Below are 20710 nucleotides of genomic sequence, written 5' to 3'. Positions count from 1 at the left end.
CGCATCCCGGTAGCGTACCCCCGGACGCGCGGTCCAGGGGCGCCGCAAAGCGCCCGCCGCCGCCGCCGCCAGGGTCGGGTCCCCGCCGCGCCGGGCGCGATCCACCCGACGCAGCTCCTGGACGTGCGATACGACTTCAGATCTCCGCCAGGCCGATGTCGATCGTCGCGAGGCCGCGCACCCCTTCGGGCGCGCCCACGGACAGCTCCAGCACGGTCTCGGGGTGGATGTCCTCGACGATGACGAGCGGCACGTGGATGGCGCCTTTGGCGCCGATCGGGAAGTAGCGCATCGGCTGGCCGTCGCGCCGGAGGAGCAGGTAGATGAGCTCGGACGTGGAGTTGCCCGCGCGCAGGTAGATGAGCTGCGCGCGCTTGTCTCGCGGGACGGTGTACCCGATCACGGGGCGAAGGGGGACCGGCTGCTCCAGGCCCTGCCCCTCGAACGCGTAGACACCCTGTATGAACCTCGGTGTTTCCAATGTGGCCTCCGGGGCGAGTCGCCGGACGGGCGCGCTCCGCCGTCGGATGGGCGCGCGCCGCGTGGGACGCGATGCAACTGCACGACAGGCATACGGCGCACCCGGTTTCGAGGGCACGTTGCCTGGCGACGCGATCCCGTGTAGGTCGAGTTTCCAAGGTGTTTCGAACGTCGATGTCCTCTTCGTCCCACCCTGGCAGCACCGCTGAGCTCGTCGTCGTCGGGGCCGGCTCGGCGGGCGCCGTGATCGCCGCGCGCGTCACCGAGCGCGCGGATCGCGAGGTCCTGCTGCTCGAGGCGGGCCCGGACTACCCGGACCTGGACCGCCTGCCCGCCGACCTGCGGGACGGCACCCGCAACTCGTGGCTCGCGCACGACTGGGGCTACCGCCACCGGCCGACGCCCGGGCAGATCATGTTCCTCTTTCCGCGCGGCAAGGTGGTCGGCGGCTCGTCGGCCGTGAACACCTGCATCGCGATCCGCGGCCAGCCGTACGACTACGACGAGTGGGCCGCGCTCGGCCTGCCCGAGTGGGGCTTCGACGCCTGCCTCCCCTATTTCAAGCGCCTCGAGGACGACCGCGACCTCGGCGAGCCCTGGCACGGCAAGGGCGGCCCGGTGCCGATCCGCCGCGCGCGGCGCGAGGAGCTCGTGCCGTGGCAGGCGGCGTTCGTCGACGGGTGCAGGGCGCTCGGACACCCCGAGTGCGCGGACACGAACGATCCGCGCGCGCCCGGCGGCGTCGGGCCGCACGCGATGAACAAGATCGACGGCCAGCGCATGAGCGCGGCGCGCTGCTACCTGACCGCCGAGGTGCGCCGGCGCGAGAACCTGCGGCTCCGGCCGCGCACGACGGTGCGGCGGGTGCTCGTGCGGAACCGCCGGGTCGAGGGGGTCGAGATCGAGACCGACGGGCGCGTCGAGGTGGTCGTGACGCGCAAGGTGGTGCTGAGCGCGGGGGCGATCGCGACGCCCGGGATCCTCCTGCGCAGCGGGATCGGGCCGCGGGCCGAGCTCGCGCGCCTCGGGGTCGCGCCCGTGTCCGACGTGCCCGCGGTGGGGGCGCGGCTGCTCGATCATCCGGGGGCGGCCATCGGCCTGTGGCCGCGCCGCCGCGGGCTGATCGACGTCCTGCGCCAGCCGCTCGTCCAGACGGTGCTCCGCTACACGTCGCGCGGCAGCCCGTACCCGAACGACATGCAGCTCCAGCCGGGCTCCTTCTTCCCGCTGCACCCGCGCTTGACGATCCCGGCGTTCGCCATCGCGTGCTGCATCGGCAAGCCGCGCGGCGTCGGCCGCATCGAGCACCTGAGCGCCGATCCCCACGCGCGGCCGCGCATCGTCTCGAACATGCTCGTCGACCGCGACGACCTGGCGCGCGCGGTCGACGCGATGCAGCTCGCGTACGAGGTCGCCCGCACCGCGCCGATGCGCGAGCTCGGCTGGTTTCTCTGGCCCACGGAGCGCACGCTGATGCGGCGCGAGGCGCTGGAGCGGTGGATCTACCGGAGCTGCGGCTCCGGCTACCACCCGTGCGGGACCGCCCCGATGGGGCCCGAGGGGGATCCGGCGGCGGCGGTCGACGGGCGCGGGCGCGTCCGCGGCGTCGAGGGGCTGCTCGTCGCGGACGCGAGCATCATGCCGACCATCCCGAGCGTGAACACGAACCTGACCGCGCTGATGATCGGCGAGCGGTTCGGCGAGTGGCTCCGCGAGGGCGCTGTGTAGCCTGTCGTTCTCAGCCAGGTAATCACGCGCGTCACGTCGCATTGTCTCGTGAGGTGTGTATTCCGCCGGGACGAGAACCGGTCCAGCGCGGTGCTCGGAAGAGAAGGATACGGGCCGCCAAGGGGCCAAGGACGCCGGGAGAAGAATCTTCCGACCTCTCCTGGCGTCCCTGGCGTCCTTGCGGTTTTCTTGATCCGGGCCGGTGTGCCTGTCGGAGCCGAGCGCCGCTCTCCAGGTCCTCCCCGGACGCAGGACCCGGCGTCTCCCCTCCAGGAAGCGGAATCCCGGCGGCGCAGAGGACACGGCGGGAATCGCAGAGAGCCTCTGTGCTCTCCTTGCCCTCTGTGCTCTCTGTGCCTCCGTGGCTCGGATCTCGGGCATTCGAGCCGACCGGGGCCCAGGCATCTCGAGAGGGCCCGGGGCTTGCTCTCTCCAGCGCAGGTGCGTTTCATGGCACCGGGAGGGGCTCATGCGGACTTCGAAGATGGGGAGATACAGCCGTAGGTCAACTGGAGGGAGAGGCGTCGTCGCGGGGCTCGCCGGGCTTCTCGGGCTCGGCGTCTGTCTCGGCATCTCCAGCGCTTCCGCGGGCGACGCCACACAGGTCATCTCGCCTCGGGCCTCGACGCAAGGCAGCCTCGGGCCGCAGCGGGCCGCGATCACCACGCAGCAGACCGCCGCCACCACCTACGTCGCGAACCCTCAGAAGAGGCGCTGGATCATCGCGGGAGCGTCCACGCTGGGCGGCTTCTGGACCGCGTCGGCCCTCTACGGCGCCGCCCTCTCGCTCGAGCGGCCGGAGCCCCGCCTCGTGCCTAAATGCACCAAGTGCGCCTGCTCCCTCGTCCCGCAACGCGGCAGGGTCGCGCCCAGCCCCAGCTCGCTGCTCATCCCCGTGGCCGGCCCCTGGATCCACCTCGGCACGGGGCGGCACTCGGCGGCCAGCGCGGTCGGCCTCTCCGTCCTGGGCGCCGGCCAGGCCGTCGGTCTCGGGATGCTGCTCGGCGGCGTCGCCTTGCCGCGGCAGGTGCGCGTGCCGGTGCAGCGCGGCCGCGTGCTCCAGATGGGCGCAGCGCCGCTCGTCACCGCCGACGGGCTCGGGCTCTCGATCCACGGCTCGATGTAGCCACGGCGCGATGGTGCCACGGCGCGACGTCGCCGCTCGCGGCCCGATCGCGGGACGCACCTCGCCGCGGCGTGCTCGCGCCGCGCCGGCGCGCGGGTCACGGCGCGGAGCTCAGGATCGCCCGCACGCGCAGCCGCTCCTCCGGCGTGAACGCGCGCGCGAGCAGCGCCTCCTCGGCGGCGCGCCGCGCTTCCGGATCGGGCTCGCTCGCCGCGATCGCCGCGCGCGCGTCGGCGAACGCGTCGAGGCGCTGCTGCCAGACAGCCCGCTGCCGGTCGAGCTCGGCGAGCCGGTCGGCGGCTTCGGGGCCCACGGTCGCGACCCGGTGCGCGTGCAGCTCCTCGTCCGAGGCGCCCGCGTCGCGGAGCGCCTGCTCCTCGGCCTGCTGGACGAGCGGGCGCACCGCCGCCTCCCGCGCCTCGCGGAGGTGCTCGGGCAGCGCCGCCTCGACCTCCGCGATCCGCGCGTCGCGCTCCGCGGGCGAGAGGGTCGCGTCCGCGAGGAGGCGGGACGTCTCGATCGCCGCCTCCCCCTCCCGCTCCTCGTCGCCGAACAGCTGCGCCGCGACGTCCGCGCCGAGCTGCTCCCGCCGGATCTCGCGCAGCGCGGCGAGCCGCTCCGCCGGATCGGCCGCCTGCGCGACGCGCGCCGCGCCGGCTGCCTCGCGGTAGCCGAGGTACCGGTCGAGCAGCGCGATCGCCTGCTCCGCCGCGCGGCCCGTGGCGCGCTCCCGGATCGCCGCCACGATGCGGGCCTTGATCACCGCCGCCGGCTCCTCGCCGGTCGCGCTCAGGAAGTAGTCGAACAGCGAAAGGAGCTCGGGGCCGACGATCAGATCGCCGTTCGCGTCGACGAGCACCGCGCCGTCGACGTCGGTGCCGCGAAGCGAGGGCGCTGCGACGCGCCGCGGCGCGCTGTCGGGCGGCGCGACCGACAGCGCCTGCCGGAGGCGCGCGGGGGCCGGCGCCGTCGACAGCGCCGGCAACGCCTCCGTCCGCCAGCTGCGCGCGGTCAGCCCGCTCGATCGGGCGCCCGGCGCGGACGGCCTGGGCCGCTCCCGCGAGGCGACCTGCCCGACGCCGAGCAGCGCGGCGAGCGCCATCGCCGCGAGGAGAACGTTTCTTCCACGACGCTCCACGAGGGCCCTCGCCGGCTCAGAGACCGACGTTCTTCAGGCGGCTCGCGTGCGCCCGGAACACGGATTTCGGGTTCGGTCCAGACAGGTTGATGAACCCGAAGAGCTGATTCACCTCGTCGAGGTGGTTCATCCCGTAGTCGTCGCGGACCACCTCTCCCAGGTGGGAGCTGCACCTGCCCACCATCCCGTCGTTCGACTCCGAGTACAGCTTGGAGATGAGCCCGAGCGTCAGGTCGGTCGGATCGAGGAGGCTCGTGATGATCCCGGTCCCCGACCACGAGAAGAAGCGCACGCCGTTCTCCTCGGCGGCGCCCTGCCCGCACCGGCTGTCGGGCAGCCCGGCCGGATAATGCGCGTTGAACTCGCGCATCCCCTCGGCGGAGAGCGACCTCACGGCGGCGACCGAGTCCTGAGGCGTCGAGTGCCCGCTGAACAGGCTGAGCACCGAGCCGAGGCTGTTGGCGAGGAACGAGAGCGCCCCCTGGGTGAGCCCGCCGTCGCGGAGGTTCTCCTGGAGATAGCTGGCGAGCTCGGCCCCCTGGTGCGGCGCCCCGATCGTGGTCACCGAGGCGACGAGATCCGGCCGCACCGCGGCGACGTACCGGACGTCGAGCCCTCCATGGCTGTGCCCGATCAGGTTCACCTTCCCGCTCCCGGTGCGCGCGACGATATCCTCGACCTGCGCGAGCAGCGCCTCCCCGCGCGCCTCGGTGCTGTCGAACTGGGGCACCGCGGTGGCATACACCTCCGCTCCGTCGGAGCGCAGCGTCGAGGCGATCCCACCGAAGTAGTCGACCACACCGAACATCGCCTTGAAGCCGGCCATCCCGTGACAGAGCACGATCGGATACTGCGTCTTTGCATAGCTCTTCTGCGCCAGAGCCGCCTCGCCGACCTCGGCGCGCTCTGCGTCAATCGCCTCATCCATCGACGCAACGCATCCTTGCGAGAGCAGCAGCACGGCAGCTCCCGCTGCACAGCGCAACGCGTCAATCCACATTCGGCACCCAGCCCCTCGTTTTCTCTCGACTCTCTGCTGATTTCGAGCAGGTGTGACGGTAGTGGGTAGTACAGCGCGCCTGTTGGAGGAATGAGCTCGTCTGATCACCTGTCACCTCTGATAGAGTATTTTTTTAATTCGAATCAAGAGGAACTCACAGGCTCTCAGCACAACAAGCGTCTCGCTTATCCTGGACAATCGGCAGGTCGGTGTCCTTCCCCGCACGGGTCGCGTTGGTCCAGGCGGCGCGACAGGCCATCAGCGCGGCGGCGTCAAACCGTCCATGTCGGGCCGAGTCGCCCGGGAAGCGGATGCGCACGGGCGGGCGAGGCGGAGGGGGGCATGCACCCCTCGGGCCGGCCAGCCCGCTGCGGCGCCCGGGCCTACGTCGCTGCGGCGCCCAGGACGATGCGTGCGTTCTCCGGCACCGCGGTCAGGAACCGCTCGCGCCGCCGTGGGTCTGCGATCCGCTGGGCCCGCGCGAGCAGGCTCTCCCTGGCCTCGGCGAGCACGGCGCCCGCCTCGCCGTGGGCGCCGGACGCCGCGAGCGCCTCGGCGTACGCGAGCCGCACGAGCGACTCGCCCTCTTCCAGGGAGCCGAGCGCCGCGAGCTCGCCGAACGCCTCCCGCGCCGCGTCGAGCGCCGCCTCGACCTGGCCGCCGGCCAGCAGCGCGCGCGCGCGCACCGCCACGGCGGGCGCGCGCAGCCGCGGGGCCACGTGCAGCGCCGCCTCGGCCGCCCTCGCCTCCCGCTCGGCCGTCGCGGCGTCGCCCGAGAGCAGCGCGATCTTCGCGAGGTAGGTCCGCGCCACGCCCTCCATGCGGAGGTCGCCCCGCAGCTGGAACGCCTCCACCGCGCGCCGCTCGACGAAGAGCGCCTCGTCGAGCTTGCCGAGCTGCCCGAGCACGTGGCCGAGGTTGTGGAGCGCCACGGTGGCGAGCTCGCGCAGCCCCATCCGATCGGCGGCCTCCTGGGCGGCGCGCAGGACGGACTCGGCCGCCACGAGCTCGCCGAGCTCCGCGTAGATGAAGCCGAGGTTCGCGCCGATCACGCACGCGCTGCGCCTGTCCCCGGCCTGCTCGAAGGCCGCGAGCGCCGCCTCCAGGCCCTCGAGGCACGCCTCGGGATCGCCGCCGGCCGAGGCGCGGATCGCGCGGAGCTGCTGCGCCATCGCGACGAGCTCGGCGTCCGGCGGCGGGAGCGCGCGGAGGTCCTCGTCGATGCGCGCGAGCAGGGCGTCGGCCTCGGCGTAGCGGCCGCCGAAGACGAGCTGCGCGCCGCACTCGCAGAAGCACGCGATCCGCGCGCGCCGCAGCGCGGCCGCGCCGGAGGGCGGCGACGCGGAGGGCGGCGACGCGAGTGTGCTGGGGGACGGCGACGCGAGCGTGCTGGGGGGCGGCGACGCGGAGGGCGGCGACGCGGCCGGAACGAGGCCCTCGGCGACGGCCGCCCACCCCGCCACGCGATCGACGGCGCCGAGCTTCCCCGCCGCGGCGGCGATCTGGGTGACGGCCCGGAACCACCCGGGTGCGCCGGCGGGGAGCAGCTCGGCAGCGGACGCGCCCAGCTCCTCGGCGGCGGCGAGATCGCCCTCCCAGACCTTGACCTCCGCCGCGACAAGCCGGAGCGCGCCGAGGTCCTCGCCCGCGGCGCCGCACGTCTCGCCCCAGTCGGCGCGCTCGAGCGCGGCGCGCAGGTCGTTCGCCTCGAGCGACTGCTCGGCCGCGCGCCGGTACCAGCGCACCGCGCGGCCGGGCTCTCCACCACGGCGGAAGTGCTCGGCCACGACCCTCGGATCCGCGGAGGCGCCCCGCTCGAGCCACGCGCCCGCGAGCCGGTGGCCGAGCGCGCGATCGGGCTCGGTCAGCATGGCATAGGCGGCCTCGCGGACGAGCGTGTGGCGGAAGACGTAGTCGGCGGCGTCGGTGAGGCTCCCCGACCCGGAGGCCGGCGCGACGAGCTCGCGGTCGGCCAGCGCTCTGAGCCAGGCCTCCACGTCGGCGAGGTGCCCCTCGCCGCCGAGCAGCGCCGCGACGCCTGGCTTCGAGAAGCGATCGCCGAAGATGCTGGCCGCCCGGAGCACGCGCTTGCCCTCGTTGCCCTCGGCATCCAGCCGCGCCTCGACCGTGCCGAGCACCGAGTCGGGCAGGAGCTCGCCCTTGCCGCTCGCGACCGCCCGGATGAGCTCCTCCAGGTAGAACGGGTTGCCGCCGGCGCGCTCGACGAGGTGCGCCACCACGCCCTCGGCCACGGACGCGCCGAGCGCGGCGCGCACGAGCTCCGCGCTCGCGCGGCGCGGCAGCGGGCCGAGCTTGATCGTCTGCACCTCGCGCTCGGCCCAGAGGCTCGGGAACTGCCGGTGGACGTCGGGGCGCGCGAGCGCGAGCAGCATGAGCGGCAGCTCGCGGAGGTTCCGGAGGGTCGCGTCGAGCAGGCGCACGGTGGCGACGTCGCCCCAGTGCAGGTCCTCCAGCGCGACGAGCACCGGGCGCGCGGCGCACTCGGCCGCGAGCCAGTCCTCCCACGCGGCCCACACGCCGTCGCTCACGCCGGCCGCGCTCTGGCGCGCGGCGCGCAACACGCGGGCGTGCTCCGGCGACGGCGCGCCGGCGATCTCGCCGAGGAACGCCGCCGCGCGCTCGAGCGCCGGGCCGGCGAGGTGGCGCCCGAGCCGCTGCTTCAGCTTGCGGTGCCGCGCCGACGCCGGGTCGCGCGCGCGGAGGCCGGCGGCCCGGCAGAGCACGTCGGCGACCATGCCGAACGGCGAGCCGGGGGAGCCCGAGTCGGCGCGGCCCCAGAGGATCTCGACCGGCTCGTCGCGCTGCCGCAGGGCGGCGAAGAGCTCCAGGCGGAGCCGGGATTTGCCGGCGCCGGGCGGCCCGAGGACGAGCACGGCGCTCGCGAGCGACTCGGAGATGCAGCCGGAGAGCACGCCGTGGAGCATGGAGAGCTCGCGGGCACGGCCGACGCAGGGCGTGCGCTTCCCGAGCAGCGCGGGGGCGATCTCGTCGACGGCGCGCTCGCCGGAGAGGACGAGCGGCTCGCCCGGCGCCGAGGGGGCGGGGGTCGTCGAGTGGACAACGCGCGCGACGACGAAGCGCGGCCCGAGCATGCCGGCGGTCGCGCTGTCGAGGCGCACGGCGCCGGTGGGCGCGGCGCGGAGCTCGGCGAGGCCGCGGTCGATGACGTCGCCCTCGGCGAGGCCCGCGGAGAAGACGCCCCGCCCCGTGATGACGCAGAGCGGTGCGCCGGGCAGCTCGGCGCGGAGGGCGAGCGCGCACTGGGCGGCGCGCTCGGCGCGATCGACGGCGCTGCCGGGGCCGGACATCATGACGAGGTCGACGCCCGGGGCGAGCTGCGTGAGCCTGCCGCCGTGGAGCTCGACGAGCGCGCGGAGCTCGGCGGCGCGCGAGGTGGACGCGGGCGGCGGCGAGCTGGCCGACGCGGGCGGCGGCGAGCCCGGGACCGCCGCGGCCAGCGCGGCCGGCTGCGGCGCCCGGGCCGCGCCGTGGTCGGCCTCGCCGAGGAAGATGAGGCTCACGACGCGCTGCTCGTCCAGCGTGAGGGCGACGCGCTCGCGCGGGCCGGGGCCGCGGGCCGGCGCGCTCCCCCCCGCGAGCGTCGGCGCGCCGGGAGGTTCGCTCCCCGAGAGCGTCGGCGCGTCGGGCGGCGCGGTCCACGCGCCACCCATCGCGACGATCCGGTCGAGCTCCGCCGCGACGTCGGCGCCGTCGCGCGGGCGATCGCCGGGCAGCCTGGACAGCATGCGCGCGACGAGCTCGTCGAGCGGCGCGGGCGCGTCCGCGCGCAGGTCGCGGAGGCGGGGCGGATCCAGGAGGAGCATCTTGCTGAGCGCGGCCATCGGGCTCGCGCCTGCGAAGGCGGGCTGGCCGGTGAGACACTCGAACAGGACGCACCCGAGGGAGAACACGTCGCTGCGCGGATCGGGCGCGCTCCTGGCCTCGATCTGCTCCGGGGCCATGTACCCGGGCGTGCCGAGGACGCCGCCGGTGACGGTCACGCGCCCCGCGTCCGCGCTGGGCCGCGCGATGCCGAAGTCGACGAGCTTGACCCGCCCGGCGTCGCCGCCGGGGAGGAAGAGGTTGCTCGGCTTGATGTCGCGGTGGACGACGCCGCGCGCGTGCGCGAACGCGAGGGCGTCGGCGGCCCGGCGCACGAGCGAGAGCCCCTCGCTCGCGGGCAGGAAGCGGCGGGCGAGGCGCGCGGCGAGGTCCTCGCCGTCGAGCCATTCCATGGCGAGGTAGCGGTCGCCTTCCGGCGTGCTGCCGTGCGCGATGTAGCGCACGATGCCCGGATGGACGAGCGCGGCGAGGAGGGCGGCCTCCCGCTCGAACCGCTCGACCTGGATCGCGCTCCTCAGGCGGACGATCTTGAGGGCGACCGAGACGCCGCCGAGGCGGTCGTGCGCCTTGTAGACGGTGCCCATCCCGCCCGCGGCGGCCTCTCCTTCGATGACGAAGCGCCCCGCGATGATCTCCGCGTGGCCCACGTCAGCGCAGGAACGCGGTGACCGAGCCCGGGTGCGGCGTCTTCTCGACGGTGAGCTTGCCCGAGCGGCCGCGGACCTTGCCGCGGCAGTTCGGGAAGCTGCCGTCGCCGCTCGGCGCGTCGCACAGGCTGTCGCACGAGCCGGCGACCTCGATCGCGCACGTCTCGAGCGACGGCCCGCAGACGCGGGGGATGGCGGAGGCCTCCGGCGGGAGGCACGCGTGGTAGCGGGGCACCTCCGCGAAGATGTCGCCGTAGTACGTCGCCTCCCGCATGGGGTACGCGGAGCGCTCGACCTTGTCGGCGCGGAGCTCCGCGCGATTGCCGCGGAGGGAGAGGCTCACCTTCTGTCCGAGGTAGTTGACGCGGGCGAGGACGCAGCCGCTGACCCAGGTACGGCACGCGCCGTCGCAGGAGCCGCCCACCTGGCCCCAGCTCGGCGCGAGGCCGAGCTCTCCCGGGAAGGAGAGCTCGTCGTCGTCGAGCGCGACGGTGAGGCGCTCGCCTGCTGGCAGCGCGCAGCTCGCGATGTACCGCAGCACGGTGCGCGCAGACGGGTCGCGGAGCGCCTGGGCCGTGAGCGAGTTGCCCGAGAGCGCCTGGCCCGTCAGCGCGTTCGACGTCAGCGCCTTCGACGTCAGCGCCTCGGCCGTGAGCGCGTTCGACGTCAGCGCGTTCGACGTCAGCGCGTTGTGCGACCGGACGGGCTGGGACGCGGCGTCGTCCGCGGCCTCGGCCTCCGGATCGAGCGGGGCCACGCATGCGCCTGTGAACAGCGCGGCGACGGCCAGGACGAGTGCAGCCAGCTTCGGCGAATGCTCCATGGTCAACGCCCCCTGGGATGCCCATGAGCTCTTCGCCCGTGAGCTCCCGAAACGACCGGCGCTGCGACGCGGGCCACGGGAGCTCGCGTCGCAGCGCCGGTACGTAGTTCTTGGTTCAAGTGCACGAGCCGCGAAGAAACCAACAAGGCCGGAGCGGCCGATGTCGGTCGTCTCCGTTACAGCAACGCATGGAAAGATGTCACTGATGAATCGCGCGGCAAAGACCGGCGCGCACGCAATACGCTCTTTTTTTGTGTCGCGGCGCGAACGCTCTGTCGGCGCTGTCGACGCGAGACTCCCGCTCTGTCCACGGTATCAAGAACAGCGATGCTGGTACCGGGGACGGAGGCGCGATGGGCGACGTAGCCGCGATGAGCGGCGAGGCGGCCTCCTGTCGCTGACAGCCACCCTCCTGCCGGGCGGCGCGCGGGGGCGTTCGCCGCGCTGGCGTCGCCCCGGGTGGAGGACGGCTCTCTGCCGGCCTGCGGGGTCGGCCGGGAGGGCCGCGCTGAGCTCGTCCGGGCCGGGGCGCGCGCCGCTCTCTGCGGCGTTCGCCCGACGGGGGGGCGGTGGGGAGGACGAACGGCGGCTGGACGGACTGCTCGGCGCGGCGCGTCGCTGCGCCCTTGACGCCGCTGCGCCTTGATCATTACATGCCGCACACCATGAAGGGCCATGCGCGCAATCTGATGACCGAGCGCGTGATCGCTTTGGAGCAGGGCACGCCGGTCACCGACATGTTGCAGCTGTTCGCGAAGCATCACCTGAGCGGCGCGCCGGTCATCGACGAGGGCCACCGCATCGTCGGGTTCGTCAGCGAGACGGATCTCCTGGGCGTGCTCCTGCGCAAGGAGTACGAGAGCATGACGGCCGCGGACGTGATGAGCACCCCGCCCATCTGCGTGGACGAGTTCATGCCCACCGACGAGGTGATGACCCTGCTGCGCGAGAACCGGATCCACCATCTGCCGGTCGTGCGCGAGGGGCGGCTCGTCGGGATCATCACGCCACAGGACATCCTGCGCTATCTCGTGGAGCGGGTGCTGCCGCTCCCGCCGGCCTCCGCCTGAGGCGAAGGGCCCCCGGAGGGCAGCTCATCGCTCTCCATCTCGCTCGGCATCTCGCTCGGCGCCGGCGCGCTGGAAGCGATGTTCACCTGTGTCTCTGAGAACGCTGGAGCGGTTTCAGGCCGAGCCCGATCCGCTCCAGCAGACGGGGAAGTCTTCTCGTGCATCGCGCTGGATACCTCCTGCTCGCAGCGGATGGGATGGAGAGCGAGAGCTGGAATCCATGCTGCGATCGATGCAGTGCGGGATCGCGGAGACAGGCACGTTCGAGCTCGCGTGATCCTGCGCTGAACGGACCGGTCGTCGGCGTGCGCGGGGTGAAGCGCCGGTGAACGCGCCGGCCGCCCTACCGCCGCTCGAACTGGTACCGCGCCCGCTCGGCGCCCTCGATCTCGACCACGATGCGCTTCGGGCCGAGCCGCACGACGGCGTGCGCGGCGGCGGGGCGGCCCGGCGCGTCGTCGTCGAGGTTCTCGATCAGGCTCTGGAGCGTCACGTACGGGATACCGTGGATCACGTCGAGGTGGTTCCAGTGCAGGTGGCCGTTGAAGACGGCGAGCACGCCGTGCTCCTCGAAGAGCCTCCGCATCGCCCGTCGCTCGCGCACGAGGCAGATGTGCGGGCTCCCCTCGAACCAGCGGTTGCCCCGGAGGTCCTGATCGGCCGCGCTGTGGTGCATCAGCACGACCTTGGGCAGCGAGGACGCCGCGAGGTCGTCGGCGAGCCAGGCGAGCTGCTCGGGCCCCACCGACACATCGTGATCCTTGCGCTCGCGCGTGTGCAGGACCGTGAAGTGGAACCCGCCGCGGTCGAACGCGTAGTGGAGCCGGGTCACCTCGGGCCTGCCCCAGGCGGACAGCAGATCGGCCTCGCTCAGGTGGACGACGTCGTGGTTGCCGGCGACGTGGAAGAGCTCGGCCCGCACGCCGCGGAGCGCGGCGATGCACTCGCCGTAGCGCGCCCGATCGGCCTCGGGCCCCTCGTCCTCGATGTCGTCGCCCAGGTTCACGACGAGCTCGGGCCGCGTGATCTCGTTCATCCGCTCCACGAAGGCGCGCGTGAGCGCGGGCGCGTCGCCCGTGAGCTTGCGCAGCTTGCCCCCGAACGACGCCTGCGGGCCGAAGTGCAGATCCGAGACGAGCGCGACGACGAGCTCCATGCGCGGCTCGCCGCTCAGCTCGACTTCGCGCCGGAGCCCGGCGCCGCCTTGGAGCCGCCCAGGCACGCGGGAGAGCGGAAGTCCGCGCCGCCCTGTCGCTCCCACTCGTCCGGCGTCATCGCGCGGATCGTCAAGGCGTGCAGCCCGGCGCCGAACTCCTCGCGCACGACGTCGTTGACGCGCCGGTGGCGCTCGAGGGGGCTCATGCCCCGGAACGCCTCGCTCACCACGAGCACCTTGAAGTGGGTCTCCGAGCCCGCCGGCACGCTGTGCATGCGGCTCTCGTTCTCCACCTCGAGGTGCACGGGATCGAGCGCGCGGGCGAGCTTGCTCTGGATCGACTCCTGCCTCGTCGCTGTCGTCATGGCCGCGCGAAGCTTAGCCTCGGCGGCACCGCCGGTCACCGGGTGAGCGTCGGCGGGAAGGCGGAGGAGCGTCCGCCCGCCGGGGCCCAGGCGGAGCGCGGTCCGCCGGGCCCGAGCGGCGATCGCTCCGCGGCCGCCAGGGGGGCGGCGCCGTCTCCGCAAAACCTCGGCGGGTGCCCGCGGGGCCCTCGGTGGGGCCTGCGACGGCCCCTAGCGGCGCCGCGCGGCCCTTGGCGGTGCCTGCGGGGGCCCTCTGCGGGCCACGGGCGCGGCCGTTCGCGGACGAAGGGATTGCCCGGCGCCACGCCAACGGATAAACCGCGCGGCATGGCATCCCCGATCGCTGCGCGGTTCGCGCTCGTCCTCGTCGCCGGGCTCTCCGGCGCTTCCGGCTGCGGCGACGACGGGACGTCGAGCGCCCCCGGCCCGACCGGAACGCCCCGGATCGAGATCGTGAGCCCGAAGGACGGCGCATGCGTCGCGATCGGGGCGCGCTCGACCGCCTCTTCCGACGACGGGCCGACGGTTCCGATCAGCGTCACGGTCTCGGAGCTCCTCCTCCGCCCTCCCGGCACTTGCTTGACGTACCGGCAGTGCGGGCACCTGGAGCTCAGCGTCAACGGCGAGGAGAACAACGCCGCGGCCGGCCGTGTGATCGACGTGCGTCTCGACAAGCTCGAGCCCGAGGAACGCTACGGCGAGCTCGCGATCACCATCACCGCCGTGAGCGACACGGGCGAGCCTCTCCTCGGCGGCGAGGGCAAGCAGGAGCCGCTCACCCGAAGCCTGTCGCTGACCATCGCGGAGTCGTGTGAAGACGGCGGCGGCGAGGGCGGCTCGGGCGGCGAAGGCGGCTCAGGCGGCGAAGGTGGCTCCGGCGGCGAAGGTGGCTCCGACGGCTCGGGCGGCTCCGGCGGCGAAGGTGGCTCGGGCGGCTCAGGCGGCGAAGGTGGCTCGGGCGGCTCCGACGGCGCAGGGGGTTCGGCTGGCGCAGGGGGCTCAGGCGGCGGCTGAGCCGAACGCTCGGAGACCTGTCACTTCGCCTGTGGATCGGCGCGCGGCAGGCCTCGCTCATCGAACAGCAGAGCGATGTCGACGTGGAACTGAGCTCTGCGGGAGGACGGCGGCGCCCGGTGTGAGCTCGGCGGCGGCGTGGGGTGACCGCCGTAGGACTCACCTTCCTGTGCGCCCGGCGCGAGCGCCTCTCGCTGAGGCGACGCCGCTCCCGGCTGCGACCCCAGGGTCTCCAGCCGCGGGTGCCCCGCCCCCCGGTGCGACGCCGGCGCTGGCATCTCCCGCCGAGGAGGCGCCCCCGCAGGCTGCGTCTCCCGCCGCGAGCTCGGCGCTGCCACCTGCGAGGCCGCCAACGGCGTCTCCCGCCGGGGAGGCGCCCCGGCAGGCTGCCGCGAGCTCGGCGCCGCCGGCTGCGACAGCGGCGCCGGCGTGTCTCGCCGCGGGTACCCCCCCGCGGCCGGCTGTCCGTCTCGCCGCGGGTACACCGCGGCCTGCTGCGACAGCGGCGCCGGCGTGTCCCGCCGCGCATACGTGGCGGGCGGCTGCGTCGCCCCCCGCGAATACATCGCGGCCTCCTGCGAGCCCGCCAACGGCGTGTCCCGCCGCGAGTACCCTCCCGACAACGGCGTCTCCCGCCGCGGGTACCCTCCCGGCAACGGTGTCTCCCGCCGCGGGTACCCTCCCGCCGGCTGCGAGCCCGGCAACGGCGTCTCCCGTCGCGCGTACGCACCCGCCGGCTGCGAGCCCGGCAACGACCCCTCCCGGCGCGCAACCACCACGCCGGCCGGCGTCGGCGGCGACGAGGGCACCTCACGGCGCGCGCGCGAAGATGACGGCGCCAGCGTCATGACGCCCAGACGCTCCGAGCGCGGCGCAGCCGGATCGAGCGGCCGGTACGCCGCCTCCCCGGACGCCCCGGCACCCGAGCGCTCCAGTCGCTGCGCGGCCACGGCAGCCGCCACGCGCTCGCGGGACGCAAGCTCGTGCGCGCCCGCGCTCCGCGGCCCGGAGCGCGGCAGCGGCGTCGACTCGGCGTCGCGCCGCGACGACGCATCCGCCGTCATCACCCCGAGGGTCCAGCGCTCCGAGCGCGGCGCCGAGGACCCATCGTCCCCAGGCGTCATCGAGTAGCGCCCCGGCGTGAGCTGCCACGAGCGCTGCTTGCGGCTCTCGCGCGCCGCCGTGCCGAGCATCGCCCCGAGCTCGTCGTCCTTCAGCGTCTCGTCGACCCGCACGAGCGTGCTCACCACCTCGCGCGCGATCTCCTCGAACGCCTCGGGAGCCAGCGCGTAGGTCGACGACGTGACCACGATGACCACCGGCCGACGCTCCTCCGCCAGCGCCGCAGCCATCGAGACAGGACACGCCTTGACAACGATCCCCACGTCCATCGCCGCCGCCTGGCAGCGCTCCAGCAGCGCCTGATCGCCGCCGATGAGAAGGGCCGTCGGGATCTGGGCGCGAAGCGTGGCGTCAGAAATTCGCGGCATCGGTCCTGGAATTCTAACCTCCCCGGCCCAGAACGAGGTCAGGAAAATCCTGTCATCGGACATTCCCCGTCATGTCTGGAGAGCGAGCTCAACCGATGTCGGGAACGGCTGTCGGGAACTGAGCGCTGCTGGATCACCTCACGGATGCATAGGTACCGTGGGTAGCTCGGTGAGGTGGCAAGCAGCCCAGTGACCAGGATGGCGCTCCTCCAGCGGAGGCGCCTCGATGCTGCACCGCTCCATCGCATAGGGACAGCGGGTGTGGAAATGGCAACCGGACGGCGGGTTCAGCGGACTCGGTACCTCGCCGACGAGCGTCAAGCGACGCCGTTTGCGCTCCACGTCGGGATCGGGGATCGGGATCGCCGACAGCAGCGCCTGCGTGTACGGATGCTGCGGTGAGCGGAATAATGCATCTGGACGAGCGCGCTCGACGATCCGGCCGAGGTACATCACCGCGATCTCGCTTGACAGATGGCGAACCACCGCGAGGTCGTGCGCCACGAACACGTACGTGAGCGACAGCTCGCGCTGGAGCGAGGCGAGCAGGTTGACGATCTGCGCCTGGATGCTCACGTCGAGCGCGCTGACCGGCTCGTCCGCGATCACGAGCTTCGGCCTCAGGGCGAGCGCGCGGGCGATGCCGATCCGCTGCCGCTGGCCGCCGGAGAACTCGTGCGGAAAGCGCCGCATGTACGAGGGCGAGAGCCCCACGAGCTCCATCAGGCGCGCCACCTCGCGGAGCGACTCGTCGCGCGACGAGACGAGGCCGTGGGTGGAGAGCGGCTCGGCGATGAGGTCGTGGACCGTCATGCGCGGGTTCAGGCTCGCGTACGGGTCCTGGAAGATCATCTGCATCTCGCGGCGCGCCTTGCGCAGCGCGCGCGGGTCGAGCGTCAGGACCTCCCGGCCGTCGATCTTCACGCTCCCCGACGTGGGCGGGACGAGGCGGAGGATCCCCCGCCCCGTCGTCGATTTGCCGCAGCCGGACTCGCCGACGAGGCCCAGCGTCGCGCCGCGCTCGACGTCGAAGGAGACGCCGTCGACCGCGCGCACCGTGCCGACCTGCCGCTGGAGCAGGCCGCGCCGCACCGGGAAGTGGACCTTGAGATCGCGCACCGAGAGCAGCGGCGGGGGTGTGGCGGGTGTGGTCATGGCGCTCGTCCGGCGACGTCCTCGACGTGGCACCGCACGACGTGCAGCGCCCTCCTGTCCCCCTCGCCCGAGACGACCCGCGGCAGCGGCGCCTCCTCCTGGCACACAGCGACCGCGTGCGCGCAGCGCGGGTGGAACGGGCAGCCCGGCGGCAGCCGCGCGAGCGACGGCGGCATCCCCGGGATGGGGACGAGGGCGTCGCCGCGCGCGCCGTCGAGCCGCGGGATCGACCGCGACAGGCCGATCGTGTACGGGTGCCGCGGGGCGTGGAAGATGGCGCCGACCGGGCCCTCCTCGACGATGCGCCCGGCGTACATGACGGCGACGCGATCGGCCATCTTCGCGACGACGCCGAGGTCGTGCGTGATGAGCAGGACCGCCGCGCCGAGCGCCTCCTTCCGCTCCTGGATGAGATCCAGGATCTGCGCCTGGATCGTGACGTCGAGCGCCGTCGTCGGCTCGTCGGCGATGAGCAGGTCCGGGTCGCAGAGCAGCGCCATCGCGATCATCACGCGCTGCCGCATCCCGCCCGAGAGCTGGTGCGGGTAGTCGTCGATCCGCGACGCCGCCGCGGGGATGCCCACCGCCTGCAGCATCTCGACGCTGCGCCGGCGGGCCTCGGCGCGCCGCATGCCGCGGTGCAGCTCCAGCACCTCGATGAGCTGCTCGCTCACCCGGAGGTAGGGGTTCAGCGACGTCATCGAGTCCTGGAAGATCATCGCGATGCGGTCGCCGCGGATGCGCTCCATCCGCGCCTCGCTCGCCTCCGCGAGGTCCTCGACGAGGCCCCCCTCGGACTCGAGCAGGATCTGGCCGCCGACGATCCTGCCCGGCGGGTCGGGGATGAGCCGGAGCAGCGAGAGGCTCGTCACGCTCTTGCCCGAGCCGGACTCGCCGACGATCCCGAGGACCTCGCCGCGATCGAGGCTGAAGGAGATGCCGTCGACCGCGCGGACCACCCCTTCCTCGGTGAAGAAGTGGGTCTTCAGGTGCTTGACCTCGAGCAGCATGGTCCGTGCGGGCGCGCCGTGGGAGCGGCGTCCCTTCAGTCCTTTCGGATGCGTGGATCGAGGGCGTCGCGGAGCCCGTCGCCGAGGAAGTTGAAGCAGATCAGCGTGAGCGCGAGCATCAGCGCCGGGAAGATGAGCTGCCAGGGGAAGAGATCCATCGCGTCGGCGCCCGTGGACGCGAGCAGGCCCCAGCTCGACAGCGGCTCCTGCGTGCCGAGGCCGAGGAAGCTCAGGAACGCCTCGGTCATCATCACCTCGGGGATGGTGAGCGTCGTGTAGACGATGATCGGGCCGAGCGCGTTCGGCACGAGGTGCCGGAAGATCAGCGCGGCGTGGCCGACGCCGATCGAGCGCGCCGACTCGATGAACGGCTGGCTGCGCAGCGAGATCACCTGGCCGCGCACGATGCGGGCCATCGTGAGCCAGGAGATGCCGCCGAGGGCCGCGAAGACGACGACGATCTGGAAGATGGGGAAGTAGCTGGGATCCGAGGGATCCTCGACGAACAGGCCGAGCGCGGCCTGCCAGGCGCGGTAGAGGACCGTCTGGTCGTTCGCGAAGAAGACCATGAGCAGGATGACGAGGATGAGGAACGGGAACGTGTAGAGCACGTCCACGATGCGCATCATGATCGCGTCGACCTTGCCGCCGAAGTAGCCGGCGACGCCGCCCCAGCTCACGCCGATGACGAAGCTGACGAGCGTCGCGACGATGCCGACGGCGAACGAGATGCGCCCGCCGAAGAACACGCGGGCCATGAGATCGCGGCCGAAGTAGTCGGTGCCCATCCAGTGCGCGAGCGACGGCGGCTGCGCGCCGAGCTTGAGGTCGGCCTTGTCGTACCGGTAGCTCGACAGCTCGGGGACGAGGATGCAGGCGAGGATCATCGCGACGAGCACGACGCCGCAGGCGACCGCCGCGCGGTTCTTGCGGAGCCTCCGCCACGCGTCGCGCCCGAGGCTCGACCCCTGCTCGAGCGCGTCGAGCCGCAGCGGGGCGGCCGGGCGCGGCGCCGCGCCGCCGGGGACGGCGGGCAGGTCGCCGGGCGCGGCGCCGGCGGCGCGCTCTGCGGCGTGCGGCGGGGGGGCGGCGGGCATGGTCAGCGCAGCTCCACCCGCGGGTCGATGAAGGCGTACGCCACGTCGACGATCGCGTTGAAGAGCATGAGCAGGCAGCCGTAGACGAGCATGACCCCCATCACGAGGTTGTAGTCGCGGTTCGTGGCCGCCTCGACGAAGTAGCGGCCCATGCCGGGGATGTTGAAGATCTTCTCGACGACGAGGGAGCCGACGAGCAGGCCGCTGAAGCCGGGGCCGAGGAAGCTCACGACCGGGAGCAGCCCGCCCCGGAGCGCGTGCTTCAGGACGACCTTGCGCTCGGAGAGGCCCTTGGCGCGCGCGGTGCGGATGAAGTCGGAGCGGATCACCTCGAGCATCCCGCCGCGCGTCAGCCGGGCGATGTAGGCGGCCACCGGGAGCCCGGAGCAGATGATCGGGAGCACCATGTGCCGCCACGTCTCCCAGCGGGCGACCGGAAACCAGTAGAGCTTGAGCGAGAAGACGAGCATGAGCAGCGGCGCGAGCACGTACCGCGGCACGCTGAGGCCGACCATGGCGACCGCCATGGCCGCCGTGTCCTTCCAGGTGTTCTGGCGGATCGCCCCGACGATGCCGAGGGGGATGCCCATCGCGAGGGCGAAGAGCATCGCCCAGAACCCGAGCTGCATCGACACGGGCAGGCTGAGGGCGATGATCTCGTTGACGGTGCGGTTCGGGTACTTGAACGTCGGGCCCAGGTCGCCTTTCGTGACGAGCGCAAGGAGCCAGTCGCCATACTGCTTCAGCACCGGATCGTTCAGGTGGTACTTTGCGTCGAGCTGCCGCTGGACCTCGACGGGCACGGCCCGCTCCTGGTCGAACGGGCCGCCCGGCACGATGCGCACCAGGACGAACACAAGGGTGGCGACGAGGAAGAGCGTGGGGATGATGGAGAGCAGCCGCTTGATGGCGTAGGAGCTCACGGCGCGCCGCCTCCGGGCCGTCGAGCCGCGCGGCTCCCCTCGTCATCCCGCCGTCTTCCGTGGATCCCGAGCGATGTCACGAGGTGCCTCCGAGCTGCCGTCCTTGTGTCTGCGCGTTCTGTGCCCGACGTTCAGCCGCGCCTCGTCACGACTGCCCCTTGAGCTTGCCCTGGTCGCGGAGCTTCACGAGGTCGCTGTGGCCGCCTTCGAGGACCCCGTCGATGAACACCATCGGGAACGTCGGGAAGCCGGCCCAGAACTTGAGAGCGAGCCGCTCCTTCCACTTGGAGAGGTAACTCCCGTACTCCAGGTAGGTATATTTCACGCCCTCCCCATCGAGCAGCTGCCGCGCCTTCTTCACGATGGGATTCTGGGCCATCCCGACGACGACCACCCGGTCGCGGCTCACCGCGGCCGCGACCTCGTCGACGACGGAGCGATGGAAGCTGGCGATCTGCGATTTCACCGCCTCGGAGACCTTCTCGGGCGCAAGCGTGGGACGTTCGATCATGAGATGTGCACCTCTGCGCCGGCAGCGTACCGGCGCGGAGGACGCGCGGTCAACATCGGAGCCGCGTGGAAGAGGAGAGATTTGAACGCCGAGGCGCAAGAAAAAGAGAAAGA

At 73.0% G+C, this 20710-nt stretch carries 17 protein-coding genes; 4 read left to right on the top strand and 13 right to left on the bottom strand.

Annotated features, from left to right (window positions below):
- Window positions 1–136: 136 nt before the first annotated feature.
- Entirely contained in the window at window positions 137–481 is a 345-nt protein-coding gene (locus WMF17_RS18030) for a molybdopterin oxidoreductase (protein WP_437603318.1), read from the bottom strand.
- 173 nt (window positions 482–654) lie between these two features.
- Here WMF17_RS18030 and WMF17_RS18025 point away from each other — a divergent pair, with 173 nt between their 5' ends.
- Both WMF17_RS18025 and WMF17_RS18020 read left to right on the top strand, forming a co-directional pair.
- On the top strand, window positions 655–2208 hold the full coding sequence (locus tag WMF17_RS18025) for a GMC family oxidoreductase (RefSeq protein ID WP_437650569.1): 1554 nt from the start codon (window positions 655–657) through the stop codon (window positions 2206–2208).
- A 469-nt stretch (window positions 2209–2677) separates the two neighbouring features.
- The gene (locus WMF17_RS18020) at window positions 2678–3334 is read left to right on the top strand and encodes a hypothetical protein (protein WP_437603316.1); all 657 of its coding nucleotides are present in this window, start codon (window positions 2678–2680) and stop codon (window positions 3332–3334) included.
- 97 nt (window positions 3335–3431) lie between these two features.
- Here the strand turns inward: WMF17_RS18020 and WMF17_RS18015 are convergent, their stop codons facing one another.
- The 4 genes from WMF17_RS18015 to WMF17_RS18000 form a co-directional block, all read right to left on the bottom strand.
- On the bottom strand, window positions 3432–4436 hold the full coding sequence (locus tag WMF17_RS18015; RefSeq protein ID WP_437650568.1) for a lipase secretion chaperone: 1005 nt from the start codon (window positions 4434–4436) through the stop codon (window positions 3432–3434).
- A 52-nt stretch (window positions 4437–4488) separates the two neighbouring features.
- Window positions 4489–5400 carry an esterase/lipase family protein gene (locus WMF17_RS18010; RefSeq protein ID WP_437603314.1) on the bottom strand — a complete coding sequence of 304 codons (912 nt, stop codon included), beginning with the start codon at window positions 5398–5400 and terminating at the stop codon, window positions 4489–4491.
- Window positions 5401–5855: 455 nt separating this feature from the next.
- The gene (locus WMF17_RS18005; RefSeq protein ID WP_437650567.1) at window positions 5856–9983 is read right to left on the bottom strand and encodes a serine/threonine-protein kinase; all 4128 of its coding nucleotides are present in this window, start codon (window positions 9981–9983) and stop codon (window positions 5856–5858) included.
- Window position 9984: 1 nt separating this feature from the next.
- The gene (locus WMF17_RS18000) at window positions 9985–10806 is read right to left on the bottom strand and encodes a hypothetical protein (RefSeq protein WP_437650566.1); all 822 of its coding nucleotides are present in this window, start codon (window positions 10804–10806) and stop codon (window positions 9985–9987) included.
- 665 nt (window positions 10807–11471) lie between these two features.
- Here WMF17_RS18000 and WMF17_RS17995 point away from each other — a divergent pair.
- Entirely contained in the window at window positions 11472–11876 is a 405-nt protein-coding gene (locus tag WMF17_RS17995) for a CBS domain-containing protein (RefSeq protein ID WP_437603311.1), read from the top strand.
- A 343-nt stretch (window positions 11877–12219) separates the two neighbouring features.
- Here WMF17_RS17995 and WMF17_RS17990 read toward each other — a convergent pair whose 3' ends face one another.
- Together WMF17_RS17990 and WMF17_RS17985 are read right to left on the bottom strand one after the other, a co-directional pair.
- On the bottom strand, window positions 12220–13032 hold the full coding sequence (locus WMF17_RS17990; protein WP_437603310.1) for a metallophosphoesterase family protein: 813 nt from the start codon (window positions 13030–13032) through the stop codon (window positions 12220–12222).
- 14 nt (window positions 13033–13046) lie between these two features.
- Complete coding sequence (locus WMF17_RS17985) at window positions 13047–13397, bottom strand: BolA family protein (RefSeq protein ID WP_437580928.1); 351 nt, start codon at window positions 13395–13397, stop codon at window positions 13047–13049.
- A gap of 327 nt (window positions 13398–13724) precedes the next feature.
- Here WMF17_RS17985 and WMF17_RS17980 point away from each other — a divergent pair, with 327 nt between their 5' ends.
- Entirely contained in the window at window positions 13725–14411 is a 687-nt protein-coding gene (locus WMF17_RS17980; RefSeq protein WP_437650565.1) for a hypothetical protein, read from the top strand.
- A 20-nt stretch (window positions 14412–14431) separates the two neighbouring features.
- On the opposite strand, the gene WMF17_RS17975 is transcribed toward WMF17_RS17980, so the two are convergent.
- From WMF17_RS17975 to WMF17_RS17950, 6 genes are all read right to left on the bottom strand, one after another.
- Complete coding sequence (locus tag WMF17_RS17975) at window positions 14432–15901, bottom strand: hypothetical protein (RefSeq protein ID WP_437650564.1); 1470 nt, start codon at window positions 15899–15901, stop codon at window positions 14432–14434.
- 138 nt (window positions 15902–16039) lie between these two features.
- Entirely contained in the window at window positions 16040–17056 is a 1017-nt protein-coding gene (locus WMF17_RS17970; protein WP_437603307.1) for an ABC transporter ATP-binding protein, read from the bottom strand.
- Complete coding sequence (locus WMF17_RS17965; RefSeq protein WP_437650563.1) at window positions 17053–18066, bottom strand: ABC transporter ATP-binding protein; 1014 nt, start codon at window positions 18064–18066, stop codon at window positions 17053–17055. Before WMF17_RS17965 ends, WMF17_RS17970 begins: the two co-directional genes overlap by 4 nt.
- A gap of 35 nt (window positions 18067–18101) precedes the next feature.
- Complete coding sequence (locus tag WMF17_RS17960; RefSeq protein ID WP_437603305.1) at window positions 18102–19163, bottom strand: ABC transporter permease; 1062 nt, start codon at window positions 19161–19163, stop codon at window positions 18102–18104.
- Between the two features lie 2 nt (window positions 19164–19165).
- Window positions 19166–20086: an ABC transporter permease gene (locus WMF17_RS17955; RefSeq protein ID WP_437603304.1), complete on the bottom strand. Its 921-nt coding sequence runs from the start codon at window positions 20084–20086 to the stop codon at window positions 19166–19168.
- A 145-nt stretch (window positions 20087–20231) separates the two neighbouring features.
- The gene (locus WMF17_RS17950; RefSeq protein ID WP_437603303.1) at window positions 20232–20597 is read right to left on the bottom strand and encodes a glutaredoxin domain-containing protein; all 366 of its coding nucleotides are present in this window, start codon (window positions 20595–20597) and stop codon (window positions 20232–20234) included.
- Window positions 20598–20710: the final 113 nt, after the last annotated feature.

It is taken from the genome of Sorangium sp. So ce362 (assembly GCF_051519845.1).
Taxonomy (GTDB): domain Bacteria; phylum Myxococcota_A; class Polyangia; order Polyangiales; family Polyangiaceae; genus Sorangium.
The sequence above is the reverse complement of the archived record's forward strand: the minus strand, read 5'-3'. Positions and strand labels throughout refer to the sequence as shown.